At 45.0% G+C, this 25396-nt stretch carries 23 protein-coding genes; 19 read left to right on the top strand and 4 right to left on the bottom strand.

The genetic code is table 11. The features are described 5' to 3' along the window. The first annotated feature begins 173 nt into the window (after positions 1-173). The 9 genes from bioW to MHH79_RS15360 all read left to right on the top strand — a co-directional run bounded on the left by bioW (position 174) and on the right by MHH79_RS15360 (position 9830). Positions 174-950, top strand: coding sequence for a 6-carboxyhexanoate--CoA ligase (bioW, locus tag MHH79_RS15400; RefSeq protein ID WP_047183054.1), 777 nt, complete (start codon positions 174-176; stop codon positions 948-950). Further along, positions 940-2286: an adenosylmethionine--8-amino-7-oxononanoate transaminase gene (bioA, locus tag MHH79_RS15395; RefSeq protein WP_063335767.1), complete on the top strand. Its 1347-nt coding sequence runs from the start codon at positions 940-942 to the stop codon at positions 2284-2286. Before bioW ends, bioA begins: the two co-directional genes overlap by 11 nt. Next, positions 2276-3445: an 8-amino-7-oxononanoate synthase gene (gene bioF / locus MHH79_RS15390; protein ID WP_047183052.1), complete on the top strand. Its 1170-nt coding sequence runs from the start codon at positions 2276-2278 to the stop codon at positions 3443-3445. The genes bioA and bioF overlap by 11 nt, the downstream gene beginning before the upstream one ends. Next, entirely contained in the window at positions 3442-4137 is a 696-nt protein-coding gene (gene bioD / locus MHH79_RS15385; RefSeq protein WP_340034704.1) for a dethiobiotin synthase, read from the top strand. Before bioF ends, bioD begins: the two co-directional genes overlap by 4 nt. Positions 4138-4139: 2 nt before the next feature. Then, positions 4140-5147 carry a biotin synthase BioB gene (gene bioB, locus MHH79_RS15380; protein ID WP_017695470.1) on the top strand — a complete coding sequence of 336 codons (1008 nt, stop codon included), beginning with the start codon at positions 4140-4142 and terminating at the stop codon, positions 5145-5147. Between the two features lie 68 nt (positions 5148-5215). Beyond that, complete coding sequence (gene bioI / locus MHH79_RS15375; RefSeq protein ID WP_100506539.1) at positions 5216-6403, top strand: biotin biosynthesis cytochrome P450; 1188 nt, start codon at positions 5216-5218, stop codon at positions 6401-6403. A gap of 76 nt (positions 6404-6479) precedes the next feature. Further along, on the top strand, positions 6480-7241 hold the full coding sequence (locus MHH79_RS15370) for an NAD(P)-dependent oxidoreductase (protein WP_003245974.1): 762 nt from the start codon (positions 6480-6482) through the stop codon (positions 7239-7241). 206 nt (positions 7242-7447) lie between these two features. After that, the gene (locus MHH79_RS15365; RefSeq protein WP_010886597.1) at positions 7448-8308 is read left to right on the top strand and encodes a carbohydrate ABC transporter permease; all 861 of its coding nucleotides are present in this window, start codon (positions 7448-7450) and stop codon (positions 8306-8308) included. A gap of 25 nt (positions 8309-8333) precedes the next feature. Beyond that, on the top strand, positions 8334-9830 hold the full coding sequence (locus MHH79_RS15360) for an extracellular solute-binding protein (RefSeq protein WP_309530159.1): 1497 nt from the start codon (positions 8334-8336) through the stop codon (positions 9828-9830). Between the two features lie 40 nt (positions 9831-9870). Here MHH79_RS15360 and MHH79_RS15355 read toward each other — a convergent pair whose 3' ends face one another. Further along, on the bottom strand, positions 9871-12189 hold the full coding sequence (locus MHH79_RS15355; protein ID WP_309530160.1) for a helix-turn-helix domain-containing protein: 2319 nt from the start codon (positions 12187-12189) through the stop codon (positions 9871-9873). Positions 12190-12404: 215 nt separating this feature from the next. Between MHH79_RS15355 and rmgP the strand changes: the two genes are divergently transcribed. The 6 genes from rmgP (at position 12405) to MHH79_RS15325 (ending at position 17237) form a co-directional block, all read left to right on the top strand. Then, positions 12405-13370, top strand: coding sequence for a polygalacturonan/rhamnogalacturonan ABC transporter permease (gene rmgP / locus MHH79_RS15350; RefSeq protein WP_015384408.1), 966 nt, complete (start codon positions 12405-12407; stop codon positions 13368-13370). Between the two features lie 7 nt (positions 13371-13377). Further along, positions 13378-14499 carry an unsaturated rhamnogalacturonyl hydrolase gene (gene rmgQ, locus MHH79_RS15345; RefSeq protein ID WP_157799634.1) on the top strand — a complete coding sequence of 374 codons (1122 nt, stop codon included), beginning with the start codon at positions 13378-13380 and terminating at the stop codon, positions 14497-14499. Next, entirely contained in the window at positions 14496-14999 is a 504-nt protein-coding gene (rmgS, locus tag MHH79_RS15340; RefSeq protein WP_251218106.1) for a rhamnogalaturonan transport/degradation protein RmgS, read from the top strand. Before rmgQ ends, rmgS begins: the two co-directional genes overlap by 4 nt. A gap of 11 nt (positions 15000-15010) precedes the next feature. Continuing rightward, on the top strand, positions 15011-16297 hold the full coding sequence (locus MHH79_RS15335; protein WP_015483575.1) for a Gfo/Idh/MocA family oxidoreductase: 1287 nt from the start codon (positions 15011-15013) through the stop codon (positions 16295-16297). A 21-nt stretch (positions 16298-16318) separates the two neighbouring features. Beyond that, the gene (locus MHH79_RS15330) at positions 16319-16987 is read left to right on the top strand and encodes a YesL family protein (protein ID WP_063335778.1); all 669 of its coding nucleotides are present in this window, start codon (positions 16319-16321) and stop codon (positions 16985-16987) included. Positions 16988-17054: 67 nt separating this feature from the next. Continuing rightward, positions 17055-17237 carry a sporulation protein Cse60 gene (locus MHH79_RS15325; RefSeq protein ID WP_003223398.1) on the top strand — a complete coding sequence of 61 codons (183 nt, stop codon included), beginning with the start codon at positions 17055-17057 and terminating at the stop codon, positions 17235-17237. 36 nt (positions 17238-17273) lie between these two features. Here the strand turns inward: MHH79_RS15325 and opuD are convergent, their stop codons facing one another. Further along, positions 17274-18812: a glycine betaine transporter OpuD gene (gene opuD / locus MHH79_RS15320; RefSeq protein ID WP_063335779.1), complete on the bottom strand. Its 1539-nt coding sequence runs from the start codon at positions 18810-18812 to the stop codon at positions 17274-17276. A 188-nt stretch (positions 18813-19000) separates the two neighbouring features. Next, the gene (locus tag MHH79_RS15315) at positions 19001-20263 is read right to left on the bottom strand and encodes an NAD(P)/FAD-dependent oxidoreductase (protein WP_309530311.1); all 1263 of its coding nucleotides are present in this window, start codon (positions 20261-20263) and stop codon (positions 19001-19003) included. 202 nt (positions 20264-20465) lie between these two features. On the opposite strand from MHH79_RS15315, the gene murJ reads away from it, so the two are divergent. Beyond that, positions 20466-22100 (top strand): lipid II flippase MurJ, encoded by a 1635-nt coding sequence (gene murJ, locus MHH79_RS15310; protein WP_014480588.1) that lies wholly within the window; start codon positions 20466-20468, stop codon positions 22098-22100. A gap of 68 nt (positions 22101-22168) precedes the next feature. After that, a complete protein-coding gene (locus tag MHH79_RS15305; RefSeq protein WP_063335782.1) occupies positions 22169-22888 on the top strand; it encodes a pseudouridine synthase in 720 nt (239 codons plus the stop codon). A 121-nt stretch (positions 22889-23009) separates the two neighbouring features. On the opposite strand, the gene MHH79_RS15300 is transcribed toward MHH79_RS15305, so the two are convergent. Continuing rightward, a complete protein-coding gene (locus MHH79_RS15300) occupies positions 23010-23231 on the bottom strand; it encodes a DeoR family transcriptional regulator (RefSeq protein ID WP_003152337.1) in 222 nt (73 codons plus the stop codon). 289 nt (positions 23232-23520) lie between these two features. Here MHH79_RS15300 and MHH79_RS15295 point away from each other — a divergent pair, with 289 nt between their 5' ends. Next, entirely contained in the window at positions 23521-24231 is a 711-nt protein-coding gene (locus MHH79_RS15295; protein WP_340034703.1) for an ABC transporter ATP-binding protein, read from the top strand. Next, positions 24228-25385, top strand: a complete 1158-nt coding sequence (locus MHH79_RS15290; protein WP_063335783.1) for an ABC transporter permease — start codon at positions 24228-24230, stop codon at positions 25383-25385. Before MHH79_RS15295 ends, MHH79_RS15290 begins: the two co-directional genes overlap by 4 nt. The last annotated feature ends 11 nt before the right edge of the window (positions 25386-25396 follow it).

The raw sequence follows: 25396 nt of genomic DNA, 5'->3' as shown, positions 1-25396 counted from the left end.
AAACGGTCTTTTTGTTTCCTTTTAACCAACTGCCATAAATCGATGCTTTCTTCTATTGACAGAAACAGGAGAGAATAATATATTCTAATTGTTAACCTTTAAATATAATAGGTTAACAATTAAAATGAGAAGCACTGCACGTTCTTCAGTTATCAGTGAAAGGGCGAGAAATGATGCAAGAAGAAACTTTTTATAGTGTCAGAATGAGGGCTTCTATGAATGGATCTCATGAAGACGGCGGAAAGCATATATCCGGCGGAGAACGGCTTATTCCTTTCCATGAGATGAAGCATACAGTCAATGCTTTATTAGAAAAAGGGTTATCCCATTCAAGAGGAAAACCTGATTTTATGCAAATTCAATTTGAAGAGGTATATGAATCGATAAAAACCATTCAGCCATTGCCTGTGCATACGAATGAAGTGAGCTGCCCGGAAGAAGGACAAAAGCTGGCCCGATTGTTATTGGAAAAAGAAGGCGTTTCACGAGACGTGATTGAAAAAGCATATGAACAAATCCCTGAATGGTCAGATGTCAGGGGTGCGGTGTTGTTTGATATTCATACAGGAAAGCGAATGGATCAAACAAAAGAAAAAGGGGTGCGGGTCTCCAGAATGGATTGGCCGGACGCTAATTTTGAAAAATGGGCGCTTCACAGTCACGTGCCAGCTCATTCAAGAATAAAAGAGGCCCTTGCGCTCGCTTCAAAGGTAAGCCGGCACCCGGCAGCCATTGCAGAATTATGCTGGTCGGACGATCCGGATTACATAACAGGCTATGTTGCGGGTAAGAAAATGGGCTATCAGCGTATTACAGCAATGAAAGAATACGGGTCTGAAGAGGGCTGCCGAGTTTTTTTTATTGATGGATCCAATGATGTAAACACGTACATACATGATCTGGAGAAGCAGCCTATTTTAATAGAGTGGGAGGAAGATCATGACTCATGATTTGATAGAAAAAAGTAAAAAGCACCTTTGGCTGCCATTTACCCAAATGAAAGATTATGATGAAAACCCCTTAATCATCGAAAGCGGGACTGGAATCAAAGTCAAAGACATAAATGGCAAGGAATACTATGACGGTTTTTCATCAGTTTGGCTTAATGTCCACGGACACCGCAAAAAAGAACTAGATAATGCCATAAAAAAACAGCTCGGAAAAATTGCGCACTCCACGTTATTGGGCATGACCAACGTTCCAGCAACCCAGCTTGCCAAAACATTAATCGATATCAGCCCAAAAAAACTCACGCGGGTCTTTTATTCAGACAGCGGTGCAGAAGCGATGGAAATAGCCCTAAAAATGGCGTTTCAGTATTGGAAGAACATCGGGAAGCCCGAGAAACAAAAATTTATCGCAATGAAAAACGGGTATCACGGTGATACGATTGGCGCCGTCAGTGTCGGTTCAATTGAACTTTTTCACCACGTATACGGCCCGTTGATGTTCGAGAGTTACAAGGCTCCTATTCCTTATGTGTATCGCTCTGAAAGCGGTGATCCTGATGAGTGCCGTGATGAGTGCCTCCGAGAGCTTGAACAGCTGCTTAAGGAACATCACGAGGAAATTGCCGCGCTTTCCATTGAATCAATGGTACAAGGCGCGTCCGGTATGATCGTGATGCCGGAAGGATATTTGGCAGGGGTGCGCGAGCTATGTACAACATACGATGTCTTAATGATCGTTGATGAAGTCGCTACAGGCTTTGGCCGTACAGGAAAAATGTTTGCGTGCGAGCACGAGAATGTCCAGCCTGATCTGATGGCTGCCGGTAAAGGCATTACAGGAGGTTATTTGCCAATTGCCGTTACGTTTGCCACTGAAGACATCTATAAGGCATTCTATGATGATTATGAAAACCTAAAAACCTTTTTCCATGGCCATTCCTATACAGGCAATCAGCTTGGCTGTGCGGTTGCGCTTGAAAATCTGGCATTATTTGAATCTGAAAACATTGTGGAACAAGTAGCGGAAAAAAGTAAAAAGCTCCATTTTCTTCTTCAAGATCTGCACGCTCTTCCTCATGTTGGGGATATTCGGCAGCTTGGCTTTATGTGCGGTGCAGAGCTTGTCCGGTCAAAGGAAACCAAAGAACCTTACCCGGCTGATCGGCGGATCGGATACAAAGTTTCCTTAAAAATGAGAGAGTTAGGAATGCTGACAAGACCGCTTGGGGACGTGGTTGCATTTCTTCCTCCTCTTGCCAGCACAGCTGAGGAGCTCGGGGAAATGGTTGCCATTATGAAACAAGCGATCCATGAGGTTACGAGCCTTGAAGATTGATTCCTGGTTGAACAAGCGGTTAGACAGAATGAAAGAAGACGGCGTACACCGTAACCTGCGGACAATGAATGGGGCACCGGTTCCAGAGAGGAACATTGATGGCGAAAATCAAACGGTCTGGTCCTCAAACAATTATTTAGGGCTCGCAAGCGATAGACGTTTGATCGATGCAGCCCAAACAGCATTGCAGCAATTTGGGACAGGAAGCAGCGGTTCACGTTTAACGACAGGCAATTCGGTCTGGCATGAAAAGCTAGAAAAGAAGATTGCCAGCTTTAAACGGTCAGAAGCGGCCCTGCTGTTTTCGAGCGGTTACTTGGCCAATGTCGGTGTCCTTTCATCCTTGCCAGAAAAGGAAGATGTCATTTTAAGTGACGAGCTCAATCATGCAAGTATTATCGACGGCTGCCGACTTTCTAAGGCTGATACAGTTGTTTATCGGCATATTGATATGAATGATCTTGAAAACAAGCTGAATGAAACACAGCGTTATCAGCGCCGTTTTATCGTAACAGACGGGGTATTCAGCATGGATGGCACAATCGCCCCTCTTGATCAGATCATCTCACTTGCGAAACGCTATCATGCCTTCGTGGTCGTTGATGATGCCCACGCAACAGGAGTTTTGGGCGATTCGGGACGAGGAACGAGTGAATACTTTGGTGTTTGTCCCGACATTGTGATTGGCACCTTAAGCAAAGCTGTTGGCGCGGAAGGAGGTTTTGCGGCAGGATCAGCGGTCTTCATCGACTTTTTGCTGAACCATGCCAGAACATTTATCTATCAAACCGCTATTCCGCCAGCCAGCTGTGCGGCTGCTCATGAGGCTTTCAACATCATTGAAGCCAGCAGGGAAAAACGACAGCTTTTATTTTCTTATATCAGCATGATCAGAACCAGTCTGAAGAATATGGGTTATGTGGTAAAAGGAGATCACACACCGATTATTCCTGTAGTCATTGGCGATGCCCATAAAACGGTCATATTTGCTGAAAAACTGCAGGGCAAGGGAATTTATGCTCCTGCCATTCGGCCGCCGACCGTTGCGCCGGGTGAAAGCCGTATTCGAATTACAATCACGTCTGACCACAGTATGGGTGATATTGATGATTTGCTGAAAACATTTCATTCAATCGGAAAGGAGCTGTATATCATTTGAGGGGTTTTTTTGTGACGGGAACTGATACAGAAGTGGGGAAAACGGTTATATCCAGCGGTCTTGCTGCCTTATTGAAAGAACATAATAGAGATGTCGGTGTGTATAAACCATTTTTAAGCGGGATATCGCGTCATCATCCAGATAGTGATACTAGTCTGCTGAAAGACATGTCGCAGACCGGTCTTTCTCATGAAGACATTACGCCTTTTGCCTTCAAAGCGCCGCTTGCACCATACGTTGCAGGGAAACTTGAGGGAAAGACTGTCACCATGGAAGAGGTTTTAAGCCATTGGGGGCGGATTAGAGAAAAACATGAATGCTTCATCGTAGAAGGTGCGGGCGGTATTTCTGTGCCATTGGGAGAGGACTATTTTGTCAGTCATGTCATAAAAGCGTTGCAGCTTCCCATGATTATTGTGGCACGTCCTCACCTTGGAACCATTAATCATACCTTTTTAACTGTCAAATATGCAGAAAGCATGGGGCTTCCAATCGCCGGAATTATCATCAATGGAATCAGTGACTCTCCTGATGAAGATGAAAAAACCAATCCTGAGATGATTGAGCGCTTATGCGGTGTACCGATTTTAGGGATTACGCCAAAGCTTGCCAACGTGACGAAAGAAACGGTTCTACATATGGTAAAAGACCATATCAATCTATCATTACTGATGAATCAAGTGGGGGTATGAGAATGAATCAATGGATGGAACTCGCAGACCGGGTGCTGGCTGGAGCAGAAGTGACTGACGAAGAGGCGCTTTCAATATTACATTGTCCTGATGAAGATATTTTGCTATTAATGCATGGAGCTTTTCATATCAGAAAACACTTTTATGGAAAAAAAGTAAAGCTCAATATGATTATGAATGCGAAATCCGGGCTCTGCCCGGAAAACTGCGGCTATTGTTCACAGTCTGCGATTTCGAAAGCGCCGATTGAGTCTTACCGGATGGTGAATAAGGAAACGCTGCTTGAAGGCGCGAAGCGGGCGCACGATCTGAATATCGGCACATATTGTATCGTGGCAAGCGGCAGAGGGCCGTCTAACAGAGAAGTGGATCAGGTCGTAGATGCGGTTCAGGAAATTAAAGAGACGTATGGACTGAAGATTTGTGCGTGTCTCGGACTGTTGAAGCCAGAGCAGGCGAAGCGGCTCAAAGATGCCGGAGTAGACCGCTATAATCATAATTTGAATACGTCACAGAGAAACCATTCAAACATCACGACCTCACATACATACGATGACAGAGTCAATACGGTTGAAATCGCAAAAGAATCGGGGCTGTCTCCGTGTTCAGGCGCCATTATCGGGATGAAGGAGACGAAACAAGATGTCATTGACATCGCCAAAAGCTTGAAGGCTCTTGACGCGGATTCCATTCCTGTGAATTTTTTGCATGCAATTGATGGTACGCCGTTAGAAGGCGTCAACGAATTAAACCCGCTGTATTGTTTAAAAGTGCTGGCGCTGTTCCGTTTTATCAATCCATCAAAAGAAATTCGCATATCCGGAGGAAGAGAGGTCAATCTCCGCTCATTGCAGCCATTAGGGCTTTACGCCGCAAACTCCATTTTTGTCGGAGACTACTTAACAACTGCCGGGCAAGAGGAGACGGAGGATCATAAAATGCTGAGTGATTTAGGCTTTGAAGTTGAATCAGTCGAAGAAATGAAGGCCAGTTTAAGTGCGAAAAGCTGAAAGCATCAATAAAAGCAATCGGTATGATGTCGATTGCTTTTATTTTTGAACAGAAAGGAGAAAATCACGTGACAATTGCATCGTCAACTGCATCTTCTGAGTTTTTGAAAAACCCATATTCTTTTTACGACACATTGCGAGCTGTTCATCCTATCTATAAAGGGAGTTTCTTGAAATACCCGGGCTGGTATGTCACAGGATATGAAGAAACGGCAGCTATCCTGAAAGATGCCAGATTCAAAGTCCGTCCTCCGCTTCCTGAGACGTCAATCAAATATCAGGATCTTACACATGTGCAAAGTCAGATGATGCTGTTTCAGAATCAGCCTGATCATAGACGATTACGCACGCTGGCCAGCGGAGCGTTTACGCCGAGAATGGCAGAGAGCTATCGTCCGTATATCAATGAAACTGTCCATCACTTGCTTGATCAAGTGCAAGGTGAAAAAAAGATGGAGGTGATTTCGGACTTTGCTTTTCCTTTAGCGAGCTACGTCATAGCCAGCATTATAGGTGTACCGGCGGAAGATAGGGAGCAATTAAAAGAATGGGCTGCAAGTCTCATTCAAACCATTGATTTTACCCGGTCAAGAAAGGCGTTAACAGAAGGCAATCATATCGCTGTACAGGCTATGGCATATTTTAAAGATCTGATTCAAAAGCGAAAACGGCATCCGCAGCAGGACATGATCAGCATGCTCTTGAAGGGGAAAGAAAAGGATAAGCTGACGGAAGAGGAAGCGGCATCTACATGCATTTTGCTGGCGATCGCCGGACATGAGACAACGGTTAATCTCATCAGCAATTCAGTCCTTTGTTTGCTGCAGCATCCAGAACAGATTTTGAAACTGAGAGAAAATCCAGATCTTATTGGCACCGCAGTCGAGGAATGTTTACGCTATGAAAGCCCCACGCAAATGACAGCCAGAGTTGCGTCAGAGGATATTGACATCAGCGGGGTGACGATCCGTCAAGGAGAGCAAGTCTATCTTTTGTTAGGGGCGGCTAATCGAGACCCAAGCATTTTCACGAACCCCGATGTCTTCGATATTACGAGAAGTCCTAATCCGCACCTTTCATTTGGTCATGGCCATCATGTTTGTTTAGGGTCCTCGCTGGCACGATTAGAAGCGCAAATTGCGATTAACACACTTCTGCAGCGGATGCCCAGCCTTACGCTCGCGGATTTTGAATGGCGGTATCGGCCGCTTTTTGGATTTCGGGCGCTTGAGGAGCTGCCGGTGACTTTTGAATAAGCCTAAGAATGTGAGTGCCAAAAAAGTGTCAGCCCCGCCGAAAATGGGCAATCTATAAAAAAGGGGAGTGAACATCGTGAAAAAAGTGCTGATCGCCGGCGGAAATGGTGTGATTGGGAGACTGCTTGCTGAAGGGCTTATTTCAGACTATGAAGTGACAGTGCTTGATAAAGATCATTTCGATGGCAAAGCCTCTTCCATTCAGGCTGACGCGGCAAATTATGAGGAGCTGTTGAAGAAGATTCCAAAAGATACCGATGCCATCTTGAATTTACTCGCTGTTAAAATCAAATACGATATTATGGACATCGCTGAGTTTGAAAAGATGACGGATGTTTTCTATAGGGCAAGCTATTATCTGTGCCGTGCGGCAGCGGAGCTCGGCATTCAAAAGCTCGTGTTCGCCAGCAGCAATCATGTCACAGATGTATACGAAAAAGACGGGCGCTCGCTCTTAGGACGGGAAATCACAACAAGCGATTATCCGCTGTCAAAAAACTTGTACGGTGTATTAAAGCTGACCTCTGAACAGATCGGCCATTTGTTTTATTTGGAAAATAAGCTATCAGTAATCAACCTTCGAATCGGAACAGTCGTCACAGATGAAATGGATACGCTGCATGAAAAAGAACGGACGAAAAAGACACTGCTTTCTCACCCCGATCTGCTGTCGATTTTCAAAGCCGCCATTGAAACCAATATCCGGTACGGCACTTATTACGCCGTCTCTGATAATCCGGGCCGGCCATGGTCCATTGAATCTGCCGTGAATGAACTTGGGTTTTCGCCACAAATCAATACGGCCGAACTTCTGAACGAGGAGGAGAACGGAGCATAATCATTTTCTAAGATTATGCTCTTTTTCTTTTGTTATCGGTCTCAATTCGCGGCAGCCCCCGCCCGGCCGGGGACTCTGTTCAAATGATTATAGACATGGCAATCACAGATTTGCTACATTTTAGACACGATATCGTCACATGCTGAGCTTGGTTTTCAAAAATATGATAACGCTTACAAAGAGAGGTGGGAGCTATCGCACATTCACTGAAAAACCGTCTGTTTGATATGTTGATTTATGGTTTCTTGCTGATGTTCGCTTTAATATGCGTACTTCCGTTCATTCATGTCATCGCAGCATCTTTCGCCACAGTAGAAGAAGTCGTGTCGAAAAAATTTATTTTAATACCGACCACTTTTTCGCTAGATGCTTATCGCTACATTTTTTCAACAGATATTATTTATAAGAGTTTGCTTGTTTCTGTGTTTGTGACAGTGATAGGCACTGCGGTCAGCATGTTTCTTTCTTCACTGATGGCTTACGGGTTATCCCGCCGTGATTTAATCGGCCGGCAGCCGCTCATGTTTCTCGTCGTATTTACGATGCTGTTTAGCGGCGGCATGATTCCGACTTTCCTTGTGGTCAAATCGCTTGGATTGCTCGATTCTTACTGGGCGCTTATTTTGCCGACAGCCATTAATGCCTTTAACCTGATCATTCTGAAAAACTTCTTTCAAAATATCCCGTCAAGCCTGGAAGAGTCCGCGAAAATTGACGGGTGCAATGATCTGGGCATATTCTTTAAAATTGTGCTGCCGCTGTCTCTTCCTGCGATCGCAACGATCTCACTATTTTATGCGGTCACGTATTGGAACACGTATATGACAGCGATCTTGTACTTAAATGATTCAGCAAAATGGCCGATTCAGGTGCTTCTGCGCCAAATCGTCATTGTATCAAGCGGTATGCAGGGGGATATGTCTGAAATGGGGTCGGGCAGCCCGCCGCCTGAGCAAACCATTAAAATGGCGGTCATAGTGGTAGCGACCATCCCGGTTCTGCTTGTCTATCCGTTTATACAAAAGCATTTTGCAAAAGGAGCTTTGCTGGGATCTGTCAAAGGATAAAAGAAATATGAAATGGAGGGGTACGATGGGAAACAAATGGAGGGTGCATTTGATTGTGCTTGTACTGGCACTCGGCGGAGTGCTGGCGGGCTGTAAAGGGGCTGATCAGTCTTCGGCTGAAGGCAAAGCTGGCCCGGATTCAAAGGTAAAGCTGTCTTGGATGGCGATTTTGTATCACCAGCAGCCGCCGAAAGATAGGGCGATTAAAGAAATCGAAAAGCTGACAAATACAGAACTCGACATCACCTGGGTTCCAGACGCGGTGAAAGAAGACAGGCTGAATGCAGCGCTTGCAGCCGGCAATCTTCCGCAAATCGTGACCATCCAGGATATTAAAAATTCGTCAGTCATGAATGCCTTTCGGTCAGGAATGTTTTGGGAAATCGGCGATTATATCAAGGATTATCCCAACTTAAACAAAATGAACAAACTCATTAATAAAAATGTGACAATTGACGGCAAGCTCTACGGGATATACAGAGAGCGCCCGCTTTCCAGACAGGGGATTGTCATTCGGAAGGACTGGCTGGACAATTTAAATCTGAAAACCCCGAAAACGTTGGATGAGCTTTATGAAGTGGCTAAAGCATTTACGGAGGACGACCCGGACAAGGATGGGAAAGATGATACATTCGGGCTGGCAGACCGTAATGACTTGATTTACGGCGCGTTTAAAACGATTGGCTCATATGAAGGCATGCCTACAGATTGGAAGGAATCAGGCGGCAAATTCACGCCTGATTTCATGACACAGGAATACAAAGACACGATGAACTATATGAAGAAGCTGCGTGATAACGGGTATATGAATAAGGATTTTCCCGTCACAAGCAAAACCCAGCAGCAGGAGCTGTTTTCTCAAGGAAAAGCCGGAATTTATATTGGCAATATGGTAGATGCGGTCAATCTGCGCGACCATGCCTCTGATAAATCGATGAAGCTCGAGATCATCAACCGCATAAAAGGCCCAGATGGGAAAGAGCGGGTATGGGCATCAGGAGGCCATAACGGCGTGTTTGCTTTCCCAAAAACGAGTGTGAAAACGGAAGCTGAGCTTAAGCGGATCTTGGCGTTTTTTGACCGAATGGCCGAAGAAGATGTCTATAGCTTGATGACTTATGGCATTGACGGCGTTCATTACAACAAAGGTGAGGACAAAACGTTTACACGCAAAGAAAGCCAGGTAAAAGACTGGCAGACTGATATTCAGCCGCTGTCCGCTTTAATTGCCATTGATAAAGCCTACTTAAAAAACACTGGAGATCCGCTTCGGACGGCGTACGAGGAGCTGACCGAGGACAATGAAAAGATTATCGTCTCAAACCCGGCTGAAAGCCTGTATTCCGCATCGGAGTCGGAACGGGGTGATGAACTGAAGAAAATCATTGATGACGCGACCTACAAATATATGATTGGAGACATCACAGAAAGCCAGTTCGATAAAGAAGTGGAAAAATGGGAGTCAAGCGGAGGAAAACAAATTATTCAGGAATACGAAGAAGCGTTTAAACAAGCAAAATAACATTGGAAAAACCCAAAACGCGCAAGCGGTTTTGGGTTTTTTACATGCTTCTTTTTTGCTGGCGGTAGTTTCCCGGTGTAATCCCTTCCAGCTTCTTAAATGATCTGATGAAATTTTGCGAGTTTTTATATTTCAGCTTTTCGGCAATGTCCTTGACCGCCATGTCTGTTTCGGCAAGCCAGCTTTTTGCCATATGGTGTCGGTAGCTTGAGACATACTCGCTGAATGAAATACCCATTTCTTTTTTGAAAATGCTGCTTAAATAATTTGGATTGTAATGGAGCCTGCGCGCGATTTCGTCCAGTGTCAATTCGGATTCAAACTCATGATGGATGATATGAATGATGTTGTCGGAAATATTTTTGTACTGGGCATCCGCGCGGGCGTTCACTTTGTCTGTCATCGGATCAATAAACTCATTCTTTAGCCAGTTTTCGGTATCCTCGAACGTTTTCAGCTCAAAAATTTGGTCATACAGCATTTTGTTTTCTTCAAGCTCAAACAATTCGATTCCGAGCACATGCATCAGCTCAATCACATGGTTCAAAAAACGGGCGATGGCGATTTGAAATTGATACGGGTTGGTATTCTGGGTGAAAATGGCTTGCAAAATCGCGTGCAGGCATTTATCCGCTTTCTCCTTGTCTCCTGCTTTAACGGCATCGAACAGCTCATGCTGAAGCTGCTTTGGAAAATGGGTTTTGAAGGTTTTTTTCTGGTCAAGGTCTTCGTAAAAGATGATCGACTTGTTTTCCGCTTTAAGCCGGTATTTCAACGCTTCTGAGCCTTCCGCATAGGCTGTTTTCGCTTTTGTCAGCACATCAAACGGCTGGCTGATGCCGATGCTGACAGACAGCTGCAGCTCAGCTTCCGCTTTTTCCTGAATCATCCTTGCAGTCTTATTCAGCTCAGCCATAAATTCTTCCTTTGTCCCGCTTTGATTGATCAAAATCGTCGCCTGCTGTTTGTCAACTACAGCGGGGGCAAGATGTTTGTCCGTCGGGATGGTGCGCTCAATCAGGCTGTTGACGGCAAACAAAAGCAGATCCATATCTTTTTTCTCATAAGGCGTATGATTCAGTGTGTCAATTTGGAGCACAAGCAGGGCAAGGTGCCGCCAATTTTGCTTTAAACCGAGGCTTTCAAAGCGGTTATCAACCTCCTCATCCGTCAGTTTTCCGAGCATAAGCCTGACCATAAAATATTGCTGCAGATGAGTGGCCTGCTGCTTCATCGTTTCCTCAAGGTCGTCATTTCTGTCCTTCAGCTGCTTAAAGCTCTGTTCAATTAACTCAAATTCATTTTGAGGAGGCTGTTGTTTCTCTTGTATGGCTCCATGTCTTGCGAATGATTCGTAAAGCACCCTGATCGGCTTGTAAAAATGGCGGGAGCCCAGCCAAGAGAACAATAATGAAAGCGTTAACAAAATAATGCATACTGTAAAAGTGATCCAGCCGATTGATTTGGCTTCTTTTTTTAACTCAGGCAGGGAAACGAGAGAAAAATAAGTCCATGTATTATAGTCAGATTTTTGATAGGTAACTTTATAATGAATCCGGTCAATCACTGTTTCAAACTGTCCGCTATTGGCGGTTTGCGCCAGCACTTTTTGGACAAAGCCATCGTTATGAAGAGATTCACCGACGTCAGACATGTTGTTATGAAGGATGATGCGGCTTTTTTCATCGATGATAAACAGGTTGTTGGCGTTTGAGTAGCCAGGCATATTTTTGACAAGCGAACAGCTCGGGATGCTTGCGGCGGCCAATCCCTTTGTATTTGTGCTGTTCAAAGGAAGCTGCTTAATTAAATTGATATTGTAGCGGCAGTTTTCTGCTGTGCCTTCTTTGGTTGAAATCAAATGATTGTTTTCCTCAAGCGTCCAATATGAGCGGCTCGCTTTGTGTTTCGTGTACGCTGAAGCTGCTTCATGAAGAGTGTCTGTATTCAAACGGTACAAACCGGAATTGTTCATGTACCATTTTTTCGTATAACTGACTAATGTCATGTTGGACAGGTCGGTATCAAAGCTTTGCAGATAATTGAGCTCTTGGTTCACTTGGTTATAGATTTGAAATTGGTCTGAGTGCAAAGGCTCGGACAATGTGCGAAGGAGAGGCGGCGAACTCACATAGTGGGTTAAAGAGTGATCGACGGTTTTCAATATATGTTCGATGCTTTGCTGGGTCTGCTGGAGTGTGTCGAATTTTTCCTCCGAAACGTTGGAAATAGCCGTTTTCTGGGAGTGCTCGTACGAAAACAATCCGACCAAAATAACCGGAATGGTGCTGAGCAGGCAGAAAAACGTGATCAGTTTGTAGTAAAACTTGTATTGGCTTCTTTTCATAAAACCCCCCATTTCATAACATCCACTTCACCTTAATACAATTAATCCAAAGATTGATAGATATTGTCAATAATCATTTTCTAATATCGGTGTCTTTTTTTCAGGTGGACCGTCTGAACCCTTGATTGTAAAGGGATAAAACAGGATGTGATCATATGATTGTAGACGGACTTTTGCCTGCTGGGCTACAGTGAATGCAAGAACCCGTGAAAGGAGGCTAGGAAAAAATGAAAACAGCAGAAGCGCAAGCGCCGGCTGTTGATGCAGTCATTTTTAAAAAAGAAAAAAGAAAGCGCTTACTAAGTAAGCTGATTCAGCAAAAATATTTGTACTTGATGATTTTGCCGGGGTGTATTTATTTTTTGCTTTTTAAGTATATCCCGATGTGGGGAATTGTGATTGCGTTTCAGGATTATCAGCCGTTCCTCGGCATTTTGGGCAGTGAGTGGGTGGGGCTGAAGCATTTTATCAGGCTGTTTACTGAGCCTACATTTTTTCTCTTGTTAAAAAACACGCTCGTGTTATTTGCGTTGAACCTGGCCATATTTTTCCCGGTGCCGATACTGCTGGCGCTTCTATTGAACGAAGTGCGGATTGCTCTCTTTAAAAAATTTGTTCAGACGCTGATTTATATCCCGCATTTTATGTCTTGGGTCATTGTTGTATCGCTTTCGTTTGTGCTTTTAACGGTAGACGGAGGCTTGATTAATGAACTGATTGTGTTTTTTGGCGGTGAAAAAATCAATTTTCTGCTGAACGAAGAATGGTTCCGGCCCCTGTATATTCTGCAGGTTATCTGGAGGGAAGCGGGATGGTCGACGATCATTTATCTGGCGGCCATTACAGCGGTTGACCCCCAGTTGTATGAAGCGGCGAAAATGGACGGAGCGGGACGGCTGCGGCAAATGTGGCATATTACGCTGCCCGCCATTAAAAGCGTTATCGTCGTTTTGCTGATTTTGAAAATCGGAGACACGCTGGAGCTTGGCTTCGAGCATGTGTATTTGCTGTTAAATGCGACTAACAGGGAAGTGGCGGAAATTTTTGATACGTATGTTTATACTGCAGGGCTGAAACAGGGCCAATTCAGCTACAGTACAGCAGTCGGCGTATTTAAAGCGGCGGTCGGGCTGATTTTGGTCATGCTTGCGAATCGTTTGGCGAAGAAATTTGGCGAGGAAGGAATTTATTAAGAAAGGGATGGGATCAATGGATCAATCAATCGCTGTAAAATCGCCTCTTACGTACGCGGAGGCATTGGCAAAAACCATTATGAACACGTACACAGTCGAGGAGCTGCCTCCTGCAAACCGCTGGCACTACCATCAAGGTGTTTTCTTATGCGGTGTATTGCGGCTGTGGGAAGCAACCGGGGAAAAGCGGTATTTTGAGTATGCGAAGGCTTATGCAGATCTCTTAATCGATGATTATGGCAATCTATTATTTAGAAGAGATGAACTGGACGCCATTCAAGCGGGTCTCATTCTTTTTCCATTATACGAGCAGACGAAGGATGAGCGGTATGTCAAAGCGGCAAAAAGGCTGCGCGGCTTATATGGAACACTGAACCGGACGTCTGAGGGCGGTTTTTGGCACAAAGACGGTTATCCTTACCAAATGTGGCTCGACGGCTTATACATGGGGGGGCCGTTCGCACTGAAATATGCCAATCTGAAGCAGGAGCCGGAGCTGTTTGATCAGGTTGTGCTGCAGGAGTCATTAATGAGAAAGCATACGAAGGATGCAAAAACCGGACTTTTTTATCACGCCTGGGATGAAGCGAAAAAAATGCCTTGGGCCAATGAAGAGACAGGCTGTTCACCGGAATTTTGGGCACGTTCCATCGGCTGGTACGTCATGTCTCTTGCTGACATGATTGAAGAGCTGCCGAAGAAGCATCCAAACCGTCACGTGTGGAAAAACACGCTGCAGGACATGATTAAAAGCATCTGCCGCTATCAAGACAAGGAGACGGGGTTATGGTATCAGATCGTTGATAAGGGAGACAGGTCTGATAACTGGCTGGAAAGCTCAGGATCCTGTCTGTACATGTACGCAATCGCAAAAGGAATCAATACAGGCTATCTAGACAGAGCTTACGAAACAACACTACTAAAAGCGTATCAAGGCTTGATTCAGCATAAAACCGAAACATCAGAAGACGGCGCGTTTCTCGTCAAAGACATATGTGTCGGAACGTCAGCCGGTTTCTATGACTATTATGTCAGCCGCGAAAGAAGCACAAACGATCTGCACGGAGCCGGCGCGTTTATTTTGGCTATGACAGAGCTGGAGCCTCTTTTTAGGTCAGCGGGGAAATGACAAAAAGGATACGGACGGCTTTGTGTGTGATCGTCTCAGTGCTCTTTTTGGCATCATGCTCAAGCAGGCCGGACGGAATGCATGTCATTCTCTTTTCTGATATGCAGGCTGGCGTACAGGAAAAAATAAAAAAGGCCGCCGAGCAGAATGCCGGGAAGGTCGATATCTTTCCAGCTTTTCAGGAAAAACTGCTGACTGAAATTACCGCCCATGAGGGAGATGTTTTCATCGTGCCTGAAGACATGTTTCAAGCTTACGATGATCCGGAAAATTTTCAGCCGTTAAACGGATTGCCTCCTAAAAAAACATCTCCTTATACAACTGTTAATAAAAAAACAGGAGAAAAAACGATCTATGCCGTTCAGATCGAAAAAGGGAAAAAACAGCTGAACGGCTATTCTTTTCGATTGAATCGCGATATGGCGGCGTTTATCCCTGTGTATGCTGAAAAAACAGAGGAAGCGCTGCAGCTGATTTCTCAACTAACTGAAGCCCGATAGAGGTGAGGATATTGAAGAACATCGTCTTTTGCGGATTGAGCAGCAGAGCATTCAGTATGTTTATCAAACCGCTGTTGGAGCGGTTTTCAACTCATTATGAGATTACGGGATTGCTGGATGCCGATCCGAAACGTTTTGCCGTTTGCAAGAAGAAATTTCCCGAGCTGGCCCACGTGCCCGAGTTTAGCGAAGATGCTTTTGACGAGATGATGCGCGTGTCAAAGCCTGATATCGTCATTGTGGCAGGCAGGGACGATACGCATGTCACATATATTGTAAAAAGCCTTCAGTGGGATACAGATGTAATTACTGAAAAACCAATGGTGACAACAGTGCAGGATGCGAATCGGGTGCTTGAAGCGGAGGCCAAAAGCGAAGGAAAAGTCACCGTCGCGTTTAACTATCGCTACAGCCCGTTTCATCGGAAAATAAAAGAAATGATTCTGGACGGAAAAATAGGCAGGGTCACCTCCGTTGATTTAAATTGGTATATTGATACGTATCATGGCGCCAGCTATTTTAAACGCTGGAACAGGTCTAGACAGTTTTCCGGGGGCCTTTCTGTCCATAAATCAACACATCACTTTGATCTCGTCAATTGGTGGCTCGGGCAAAATCCGGAAGAGGTATTTGCTTATGGCGCCTTGAATTACTATGGGCCGGACAGTGAGTGGAACCCCTTGCCGGAAGAAGACGGGCGTTTTTGCGGGACGTGCCGGGTCAAAGAAAAATGCCACTACTATTCAAGGTGGCATCCCCGTTCCTCTAAAGCTTCTATAAAGGATGATCATCTCGAAGCAGGAGACCAGTCCAGCTTATATACTGCATACAGGCCTGACGCGTGTATTTTTGACGAGGAAATTGACATCGAGGATACGTACGTGGCGGCAGTCAAATATGATGGCGGCGCACTGTTAAGCTACTCAATTATTTTTTCGGCCCCGTATGAAGGCTACCGGCTGACGATCAACGGCACAAAAGGGCGTATTGAATCAAATGAATTTCACGAACCTTCCAGAATTCCGTTTGCTTTTCCTGAGCAGACAATCGAATACTATCCGCTTTTTGAATCAAAGCAGACGATACAAGTAGTCAAAAATGAAGGGGGGCATGGCGGAGGTGATCCGCTTTTGCTTGAGGATCTTTTTTTAGGAAAAGACCCGCTGCGCCGCTATGATATTTTAGCCGGGGCTGAAGCTGGAGCCTACTCCATCGCGGTTGGTGAGGGAATGTGGCGCTCGGTTGCCGAAAAGAAGCCGATCGGCATGAAAGAGCTTTTTCAGATGCAGAATGTATAATGCAAAAAAGGAGGGGGCGCCATGGAACATGATGGTTCACTGGGGCGGATGCTGCGCTTTTGCGAATGGATCATGAGATTTGCGTATACAAACTTGCTGTGGCTGTTTTTTACGTTGCTCGGTCTCGGTGTGTTTGGCATCATGCCCGCGACCGCGGCTTTATTCGCTGTCATGCGGAAGTGGATCCAGGGGCAGGACAACGTTCCGGTGCTCAAAACGTTTTGGCAGGAATACAAGGGTGAATTTTTTCGTTCAAATCTGCTCGGCGCTGTACTGGCGCTCATCGGAGTGATCATTTATATTGATTTGGCCTTCATTTATCCAAGTCATTTCCTTCTGCACATCCTGCGCTTCGCCATTATGATATTTGGCTTTTTGTTCGTATCCATGCTTTTTTATGTGTTTCCGCTGCTTGTCCATTTTGACTGGAAAAAACGTCTGTATGTGAAATTTTCGCTCTTGCTCAGTGTGGCGTATTTGCAATATACGCTTACTATGCTTGCGCTGACTGTTGCTCTCTTTTTCTTGCTTGCGTACCTGCCCGGCATTGTCCCTTTTTTCAGCGTCAGCCTGATCAGCTACTGTCATATGCGAATTGTTTATGCCGTGCTGCTGAAAGTGGAGCAGCACGGCGGCGAGCCACAGAGGGAATCCCATATACGGAAAGCTTTTTATCCGGAAACGAGATAATCATCATTTCTCTATCATAACACTGTTCCAAACGGAATAGATTGATAGAGAAAGGAGAGCGGATAAAATGCTGAAGGTAGCGGTATTTGATGAAGAGCATGAAAAAGACTTACAGACGGAAATCAATTCATTTTTAAAAGGGATATCGGAGGAGCAGCTGATTGATATCAAATATACGGTTTCGGCGGCGTGTGACCCAGACGGCGAGCAGCTTTACTGTTTTTCCGCCCTTATTTTATATCGCAAATAAAAAGATCTTTCCGCAGACGCGGAAAGATCTTTTTTGTTAATATGCTTTTTTCACTCTTGGACTTCTCGGTTTATCGAGTTTCTCCGCTTTTTTGATCTCTCTTCTTTCTTTTGAGAGCGATTGATAGAGAGAGGCAATCATCAGCAGGATAACGATAGAAAACGGCAGCGCTGCCAGAATCGCTGTGTTCTGCAAAGCGGCAAGCCCTCCGGAATATAGGAGCACAGCCGCCATGGCGGACTGAATGATACCCCAGCTGAGTTTCACAGAATTCGCCGGATTTAAAGAACCGTACGACGTCTGCATGCCCAGCACGAATGTAGCTGAATCTGCAGACGTGATAAAGAATACTGCGATCAGAATCAATGCAAGGATCGATGTTACCATTGTCAGCGGATAGTGATCAAGTGTTCCGAACAGCATCGTTTCAGTGGACAGCTTGGCTACATTGAACGTGCCTTTTTGCTGGAGATCCATGGCTGATACGCCGAAAATGGAGAACCATAGAAATGTCAAAATACAAGGTGTCACCAAGACACCGATTAAAAATTCGCGGATCGTCCGGCCTCTGGATACACGGGCGATGAAAATGCCGACAAATGGAGACCAGGAAATCCACCATGCCCAATAGAAAATCGTCCAGCTGTTAATCCATTCGCGTTTTTCAGGATCGTTCGGTGTCAGTCTGAAGCTCATTTGAACGATATTTTGAATGTATTGTCCGATAGAATCTGTAAATGAGTTCATGATCAGCACTGTAGGCCCGACAACGAGCATAAACAACATTAACAATCCGGCCAATACCATGTTTGTGTTGCTTAAATACTTAATTCCTTTTCCGAGTCCGCTCCACGCAGAAAGTAAAAAGAGCACTGTCACAATAATGATTAAAACCAATTGGACGATAAACGCATTCGGAATGCCGAACAGATAATTCAAACCGCCGTTAATTTGGGTTGCGCCAAGACCAAGACTTGTTGACACCCCGACAACAGTGGCGAAAACTGCAATACAGTCAATGGCCTTTCCGATCGGTCCGTTTACTTTATCGCCGAGAATCGGTGACAGTGTGCTGCTGATTAACCCGGGCGCGCCTTTGCGGAATTGGAAATAGGCAATGCATAATGCCACAATGGCATAAATGGCCCAAGCGTGCAAACCCCAGTGGAAAAACGTATAGCGGAGTGCGTCTCTGAAGGCTTGGGGGGTTTCTGTTTCACCTGATGGAGAGCTAATTGCGTAATGGCTGATCGGTTCAGCCGCACCGTAGAATACTAAGCCGATTCCCATGCCTGCGCTGAACAGCATGGCAAACCATGATAGTAACCCGAATTCCGGTTTTTCATCAGGCTTTCCGAGTTTGATTTTTCCGATCGGGCTGAAAATCAAAAAGAGACAAAACCCGACAAACAAAGAGACAACTAAAAGATAATACCAACCAAATGAATCGGTAATAAATGCTTGTGCCGATTGAGACACATTTTGCAGGCTGTCAGGAGAAAAAACACCCCATAATACAGCTGCAGCTGTGATTGCAATCACAATCCAAAATACACTAGATATATGTTTCAACATTTCTCACCCTCTAATTTTTTGTGTACGCCTATATCTTGCTCGCAGGCTTAGTATGGTCGTACGATGGCAGCTCATTCCTCTCTTAAAATTACCCCGCAATCAGGTGAAACAAAACAAGTCTCACCCTAACATGAATGCGGGGAATGTTCAAATGTGAGTTTGGCGGCAAGAGATTTAAAGAGTAATGATTAAGAACGGGCGTATTGCCCGGCATTTAGCCCTGCAAGCCTGCCTGTGACAAGGGCGGAGGTAATATTGTATCCGCCTGTGTAGCCGTGGATATCCAGAATTTCACCGCAAAAATAAAGCCCCTCCATTTTTTTAGAAGCCATTTTTTTCGGGTCAATTTCTTTTACAGATACCCCGCCTCCCGTGACAAATGCCTTATCAAGCGACAGTGTGCCATTTGCGAGGACAGTAAACTGCTTGCAGTCCCTTACAAATTGTCTGAAAGGATCCTTCGGCAGCTCAGAAAACGATACGTTCGGAGAGATGCCGTTTTTTTCGAGCAGGAATAGGAGATAGCGCTCCTGCATCCAAGGCTTCAGCACGTTTTTAATGGTTTTTTTCGGTGCTTCCTTCAGTTCTTTATACATCTTTTGGAAAAGCGTTTCTTTATTGATATCCGGATACAAGTCGATTCTGATCGGCACTTGAGGCTGTTTTTTCAGCTCTTTTACGACAAATTGGCTGCATCTGAGAATGGCAGGTCCTGAGAGGCCGAAATGGGTAAACAGCATGTCCATTTTATGTGTGATAATCGGTTTGCCTTTTTTATTTAACACACTGACGGCTACATCTCTTAGTGATAAGCCCTGAAGTGTTTTTTGCTTAATGAACGGTTCGCCAGAAGTGACGGGAACCTCTGTCGGAAACAGCTCTGTTATGGTATGGCCCGCGGCTTCAGCCCATTCATAGCCGTCTCCCGTGCTTCCGGTATGAGGCACGCTTTTACCGCCTACAGCGATAATGACTGCCTGGCTATGGATCATTTCGCCATTATTCGTCACAATCCCTGCTGCCTGTCCATCTTCATATAAAACAGATTTAATTTTCTCGTTCGTTCTGATTGTTACGCGGAGCTGCTTCAGCCTGTTTAACAGCGCGTCAACGACACTTTGGGCTTTGTCGGTAACAGGAAACATCCGGCCGTGATCCTCTTCCTTCAATTGAATGCCGAGGTTTTCAAAAAACTTGATAATGTCCTCATTATTAAATTCAGAAAACGCGCTGTATAAAAAACGCCCGTTGCCGGGGATGTGCTTGATAATTTCTTCCACAGGAAGGCGGTTCGTCACATTACAGCGGCCGCCCCCGGAAATCGCGAGTTTCCGTCCTAATTTATTTCCTTTATCTATCAGCAACACGCCAGCGCCCTGTTCTCCTGCTGCAATCGCAGCCATCAAGCCTGAAGGGCCTCCGCCGATTACGATTACGTCATATTGTTTCATCTTTATCATCAACTTTCTTTTCATTTCGTGTGCGGACACCCCGTCCGCAGTACTATTATAGCGAAAGAAAGCCGCTCCTTAAACGTCTTTTGCCGCGGACATGAATGTTCACAGGATTGCTTTTGTATTTATTACCGTCTAAATGCCCAGTTGTGGTAAAATAGAAAAGTTGAATCTTCGTAGAAAATGGTGATGAAGAAACATGTCAAGCAAACTGTTAAGAGGCACGTTTGTATTAACGCTCGGTACATATATATCGCGGATTCTGGGGATGGTCTATTTAATTCCCTTCAGCATTATGGTCGGGGCGACAGGCGGTGCATTATTTCAATACGGATACAACCAATACACTTTATTTTTGAATATTGCTACGATGGGCTTTCCGGCCGCTGTTTCTAAATTTGTTTCCAAATATAATTCAAAAGGGGATTATGAGACAAGCAGGAAAATGCTCAAGGCGGGCATGTCGGTTATGCTCGTCACAGGAATGATAGCCTTTTTCATTCTGTATCTATCGGCTCCGATGTTTGCGGAAATATCGCTGGGAGGCAAGGATAATAACGGCCTGACAATTGATCATGTCGTTTATGTCATCCGCATGGTCAGCTTAGCGCTTTTGGTCGTACCGATTATGAGCCTTGTCCGCGGATTCTTTCAAGGGCACCAAATGATGGGTCCGACAGCTGTTTCCCAAGTCGTTGAACAGATTGTCCGCATCATCTTTCTATTGAGTGCGACATTCTTGATTTTGAAGGTTTTCAACGGCGGCCTTGTCATCGCTGTGGGCTATGCAACCTTCGCAGCGCTGATCGGTGCCTTCGGAGGGCTGGTCGTGCTTTATATTTATTGGAACAAACGGAAGGGCAGCCTGCTGGCGATGATGCCGAATACGGGTCCGACAGCAAACCTAAGCTACAAGAAAATGTTTTTCGAGCTGTTCAGCTATGCTGCTCCGTACGTTTTTGTCGGACTAGCCATCCCTTTGTATAACTATATTGATACAAATACGTTTAACAAAGCGATGATTGAAGCCGGTCATCAAGCCATCAGCCAGGACATGCTTGCGATTCTAACCCTGTATGTTCAGAAGCTCGTGATGATCCCGGTTTCCCTAGCAACTGCTTTCGGACTGACATTAATTCCAACGATTACTGAATCGTTTACAAGCGGAAACTATAAGCTGTTAAATCAGCAGATTAATCAAACGATGCAGACGATCCTGTTTTTAATTATTCCGGCTGTTGTCGGGATCTCTCTATTGTCAGGACCGACGTATACGTTCTTTTACGGGTCAGAGAGCCTTCACCCTGAACTGGGGGCAAACATTTTGCTATGGTATTCGCCAGTCGCAATTCTGTTCTCTTTGTTTACAGTCAACGCAGCCATTTTGCAGGGCATCAATAAGCAAAAATTTGCGGTTGTCAGCCTTGTGATCGGTGTCGTGATCAAGCTTGTGCTGAATGTTCCGCTGATCAAGCTGATGCAGGCTGACGGAGCGATTTTAGCGACGGCGCTTGGATATATCGCTTCCCTTTTATATGGGTTTATCATGATTAAGCGCCATGCAGGCTATTCGTATAAGATACTAGTTAAACGAACTGTTTTGATGCTGGTCTTATCAGCCATTATGGGTATTGCCGTGAAAATCGTGCAGTGGGTATTAGGCTTCTTTATTTCCTATCAGGATGGCCAGCTGCAAGCTGCGATTGTTGTAGTGATCGCGGCCGCTGTTGGCGGAGCTGTCTACCTGTATTGCGGCTACCGATTAGGATTTTTGCAGAAAATTTTAGGCCGCCGTTTGCCAGGTTTCTTAAGGAAAGGCAGACATGCAGGCTGATGAACTAGATATGATGAAACTGAGGGCTCGCATGCTGCGGGCTTTCTTTTATAAAGGAGAGATTGGGAATGAGACTTGATAAGCTGCTTGCCAACAGCGGGTATGGTTCGAGAAAAGAAGTCAAAGCCGTTGTGAAGGCTGGAGCCGTGATGATCGACGGCAAACCTGCCAAAGATGTAAAGGCGCACGTTGATCCTGATACGCAGGAGGTGACCGTATACGGGGAACCGGTTGATTATCGAGAGTTCATTTATCTTATGATGAATAAACCGCAGGGTGTGCTGTCGGCGACTGAGGACAGCCGGCAGCAAACAGTGGTCGATCTGCTGACGCCGGAGGAGATGAGATTTGAGCCATTTCCAGCCGGCAGGCTTGATAAAGATACAGAGGGCTTTTTGCTGCTCACAAATGACGGGCAGCTCGCACATCGGCTCCTTTCTCCTAAAAAGCATGTTCCAAAAACGTATGAAGTCCATTTAAAATCACAGATTTCTCGGGAAGACATCTCCGATTTGGAAACGGGTGTCTACATAGAGGGCGGCTATAAAACAAAGCCGGCGAAAGCGGAAATTAAAACAAACGACAGTGGCAATAGCGTGATATACCTGACAATTACAGAAGGAAAATACCATCAGGTCAAGCAAATGGCAAAGGCTGTCGGCAATGAAGTGGTTTATCTGAAGCGGCTTTCGATGGGACGCGTTTCCCTAGATCCCGCTCTGGCACCCGGAGAATACCGTGAGCTGACAGAGGAAGAGCTTCATTTGCTCAATGAGCCGCAAGCATGACAAAAACCCCGCATACCGAATGCGGGGTTTTATTTATAAGCACACAAAAACAAGGCTCAGTAGTTTCTTCGCCCTGTTATCTATCGGGCCGCTCTCAGGCGGCCCTATGTAATTTTTCAATTTATGAGGTAATCTTTACTTTCTTTCTCGTTGTCTCCCACTTGCCACGGCTTGGACTATGAACAAGATCATTATATGCCAACACATTTAAGTCTCTTTGAATCGTTCTAGGTGTAATGCCGAATTCGTCAACCAGTTCCTGTGTTGTCACAAGACCTTTTTCTTGGATAAACATGTAAACTGATTTGATTCGAGTTAGCATACGGTTTGTTGAAGGTTTCAAAAAACCACTCCCTATCATAAGATCGGATGGACTTGACTAACCACAACTCACGACTATCAACTGCGTACGAAATAGCAACAAAGGCAGACATCTGTAATTGTTATAATAATTCGCCCTCATTATACACGATATTGCAGTGATGAATCTAGGGATAACTCCTATTAATTTTTTCCAATTCGCGTTGGGCAGCCATCCTTGTTGGATTACTATGTATTTCGGCTCAATATTATTATGGTTAAAGAAACTTTTTTTATTCTGTTTCGTAGTAAATTTTGGAGGTGGGTGAGTTTTGACAAGTTTGCTTGAAGCTTCAATAGAACAGGCCGGGTATACAAGCCGAAAAAAAGTGCTCACCGATGTTTTTTTGGAAGTCAGAAAAGGGGAACTAGTTGGACTGATCGGAGCTAACGGCGCCGGAAAAAGCACCGCAATCAAGGCGATACTCGGCCTTTCAGAAGATTTTAAAGGGCATATTGCCTGGAACGACTGTTCATTTGCATATATTCCGGAGCATCCGTCCTTCTACGAAGAACTGACGCTGTGGGAGCATTTGGTTCTGATCAGCACACTCCACGGCATCGAAGAGAGGGAATTTGCGCATCGGGCCCAAAGCCTGCTGCAGACGTTTTCGCTTGATCATGTCAAACATGAGCTGCCTGTCACCTTTTCGAAGGGCATGCAGCAAAAACTAATGCTTATCCAGGCCTTTCTCTCTAAGCCGGATATGTATGTGATTGATGAACCGTTTATCGGCCTTGATCCGATATCGACGAAACGCTTTGTGGACATGCTTAAGGCTGAAAAAGAACGTGGAGCCGGAATTCTTATGTGCACGCATGTACTCGATACCGCGGAAAAAATCTGTGACCGGTTTTATATGATTGAGAAAGGTTCATTATTTCTCCAAGGCACGTTAAAAGATATTCAGGACAAGACCGGATTAGAGGGGCAGTCATTGCTTGACTGTTTTTATAAGGCAGTTCAAGGTGATCGGCCATGAACGGGCGTACGCTCTTTTTTCGAAGGCTGTTTGACTATTACAAGTATCAGTTTAAAGTGTTGCATGCGGTCATTGACTGGACAGTCGCTCTCTATATCGTTTTGCCGGCGATTGCTTTTGTCATCTATCAGTATATTGATTTGATGAATGGAAGAGGCCTTCTTTATGAGTGGTCTGAAGTGGCGGAGTGGAGATGGCTGTACGCTGTGTGTGGGCTGATCATGTTTACAGGATCGATTCGTACATTTTTAATGGAAGCGGACAAAGTGTTTTTGCTGCAAAAGAAAGAAATCATCTATCAGCTCAAACGGTACGCGCTTTTGTATTCTTTTCTGGTCACGATGGCTAAATGGCTGCTTCTCTTTTTTATTGTCCTTCCCCTTATCAGTCATTTTGTTCACATCACATTCGCAGAAAGCGCTGCTCTATTGTGTTATTTGTTTGGCCTTCATATAGTCTTTTTATCCTTAAAGCAAGACAGGATCAGAAAGCCGCGCTCTATTTCGAGATGGATTGGCGATATCCTTGTCAGAGCTATTCTTTTTGCTGGTTCTGCGATCCTGATTGTTTTTACTGAGCGGCACTTGCTTGCGCTTTTTGGCATTTTATTTTTGCTTTTCTCAGTTATCCGCAGTTTGAAAAAGACAGCTTCGTTCACGGCTTTTGAAGCTGAGGTGACTGAAGAGAAAAAAAGCAGGCTTGCCCTTGCAGGACTTGTGATGATGATGAGTCAGGAGGCGGGAATGCCAAAAGTAAAAGACAGGATGAGAAGAAAACCGTTATTATACCGAAATTCAAAAAGGATATTTAAAAGACGAACGATCTGCACAGGCTATAAGGAATTGTTTTTTAAAGTCATGCTGAGGAATGGCGAGTATGCGAGGCAGATGTACATGCTATTGTCAGCTTTCACCGTTCTCATATTTGTTTCCCCGATTTGGCTGAAGGTGATTGCGCTGCTGGTATATACAGGTGTTTGCCGTTATATGCTGACGCTTATTTTTGACAAGGTCATGGATGCCCCTTTTTTAATTGGCACCGACAAGGAAAGTGATGATTATTATCGGGCCAGAAAAAGCTGTATCAGCATCCTGCACTATGCGTTTGCCGCCTGTTGTTTTTTAGCGGCCGCTGTCTCTTTATTGTTTACATAAAAAACCCAAAC

This window comes from Bacillus sp. FSL K6-0993 (assembly GCF_037977205.1).
GTDB classification, from domain to species: Bacteria; Bacillota; Bacilli; order Bacillales; family Bacillaceae; genus Bacillus; species Bacillus subtilis.
Note: the sequence above shows the minus strand (reverse complement) of the source record. Positions and strands in the feature narration are given on the sequence as shown.

Bases quoted from the DNA above. Each gene is read 5' to 3' on its own strand.
- rmgS (WP_251218106.1), top strand. From the start codon at position 14,496: ATGACAAAAAGGATACGGACGGCTTTGTGTGTGATCGTCTCAGTGCTC.
- rmgP (WP_015384408.1), top strand. From the start codon at position 12,405: ATGAAAACAGCAGAAGCGCAAGCGCCGGCTGTTGATGCAGTCATTTTT.
- MHH79_RS15305 (WP_063335782.1), top strand. From the start codon at position 22,169: ATGAGACTTGATAAGCTGCTTGCCAACAGCGGGTATGGTTCGAGAAAA.
- rmgQ (WP_157799634.1), top strand. From the start codon at position 13,378: ATGGGATCAATGGATCAATCAATCGCTGTAAAATCGCCTCTTACGTAC.
- MHH79_RS15325 (WP_003223398.1), top strand. From the start codon at position 17,055: ATGCTGAAGGTAGCGGTATTTGATGAAGAGCATGAAAAAGACTTACAG.
- MHH79_RS15290 (WP_063335783.1), top strand. From the start codon at position 24,228: ATGAACGGGCGTACGCTCTTTTTTCGAAGGCTGTTTGACTATTACAAG.
- bioW (WP_047183054.1), top strand. From the start codon at position 174: ATGCAAGAAGAAACTTTTTATAGTGTCAGAATGAGGGCTTCTATGAAT.
- MHH79_RS15330 (WP_063335778.1), top strand. From the start codon at position 16,319: ATGGAACATGATGGTTCACTGGGGCGGATGCTGCGCTTTTGCGAATGG.
- MHH79_RS15315 (WP_309530311.1), bottom strand. From the start codon at position 20,263: ATGAAACAATATGACGTAATCGTAATCGGCGGAGGCCCTTCAGGCTTG.
- murJ (WP_014480588.1), top strand. From the start codon at position 20,466: ATGTCAAGCAAACTGTTAAGAGGCACGTTTGTATTAACGCTCGGTACA.
- MHH79_RS15360 (WP_309530159.1), top strand. From the start codon at position 8,334: ATGGGAAACAAATGGAGGGTGCATTTGATTGTGCTTGTACTGGCACTC.
- bioB (WP_017695470.1), top strand. From the start codon at position 4,140: ATGAATCAATGGATGGAACTCGCAGACCGGGTGCTGGCTGGAGCAGAA.
- MHH79_RS15355 (WP_309530160.1), bottom strand. From the start codon at position 12,189: ATGGGGGGTTTTATGAAAAGAAGCCAATACAAGTTTTACTACAAACTG.
- opuD (WP_063335779.1), bottom strand. From the start codon at position 18,812: ATGTTGAAACATATATCTAGTGTATTTTGGATTGTGATTGCAATCACA.
- bioA (WP_063335767.1), top strand. From the start codon at position 940: ATGACTCATGATTTGATAGAAAAAAGTAAAAAGCACCTTTGGCTGCCA.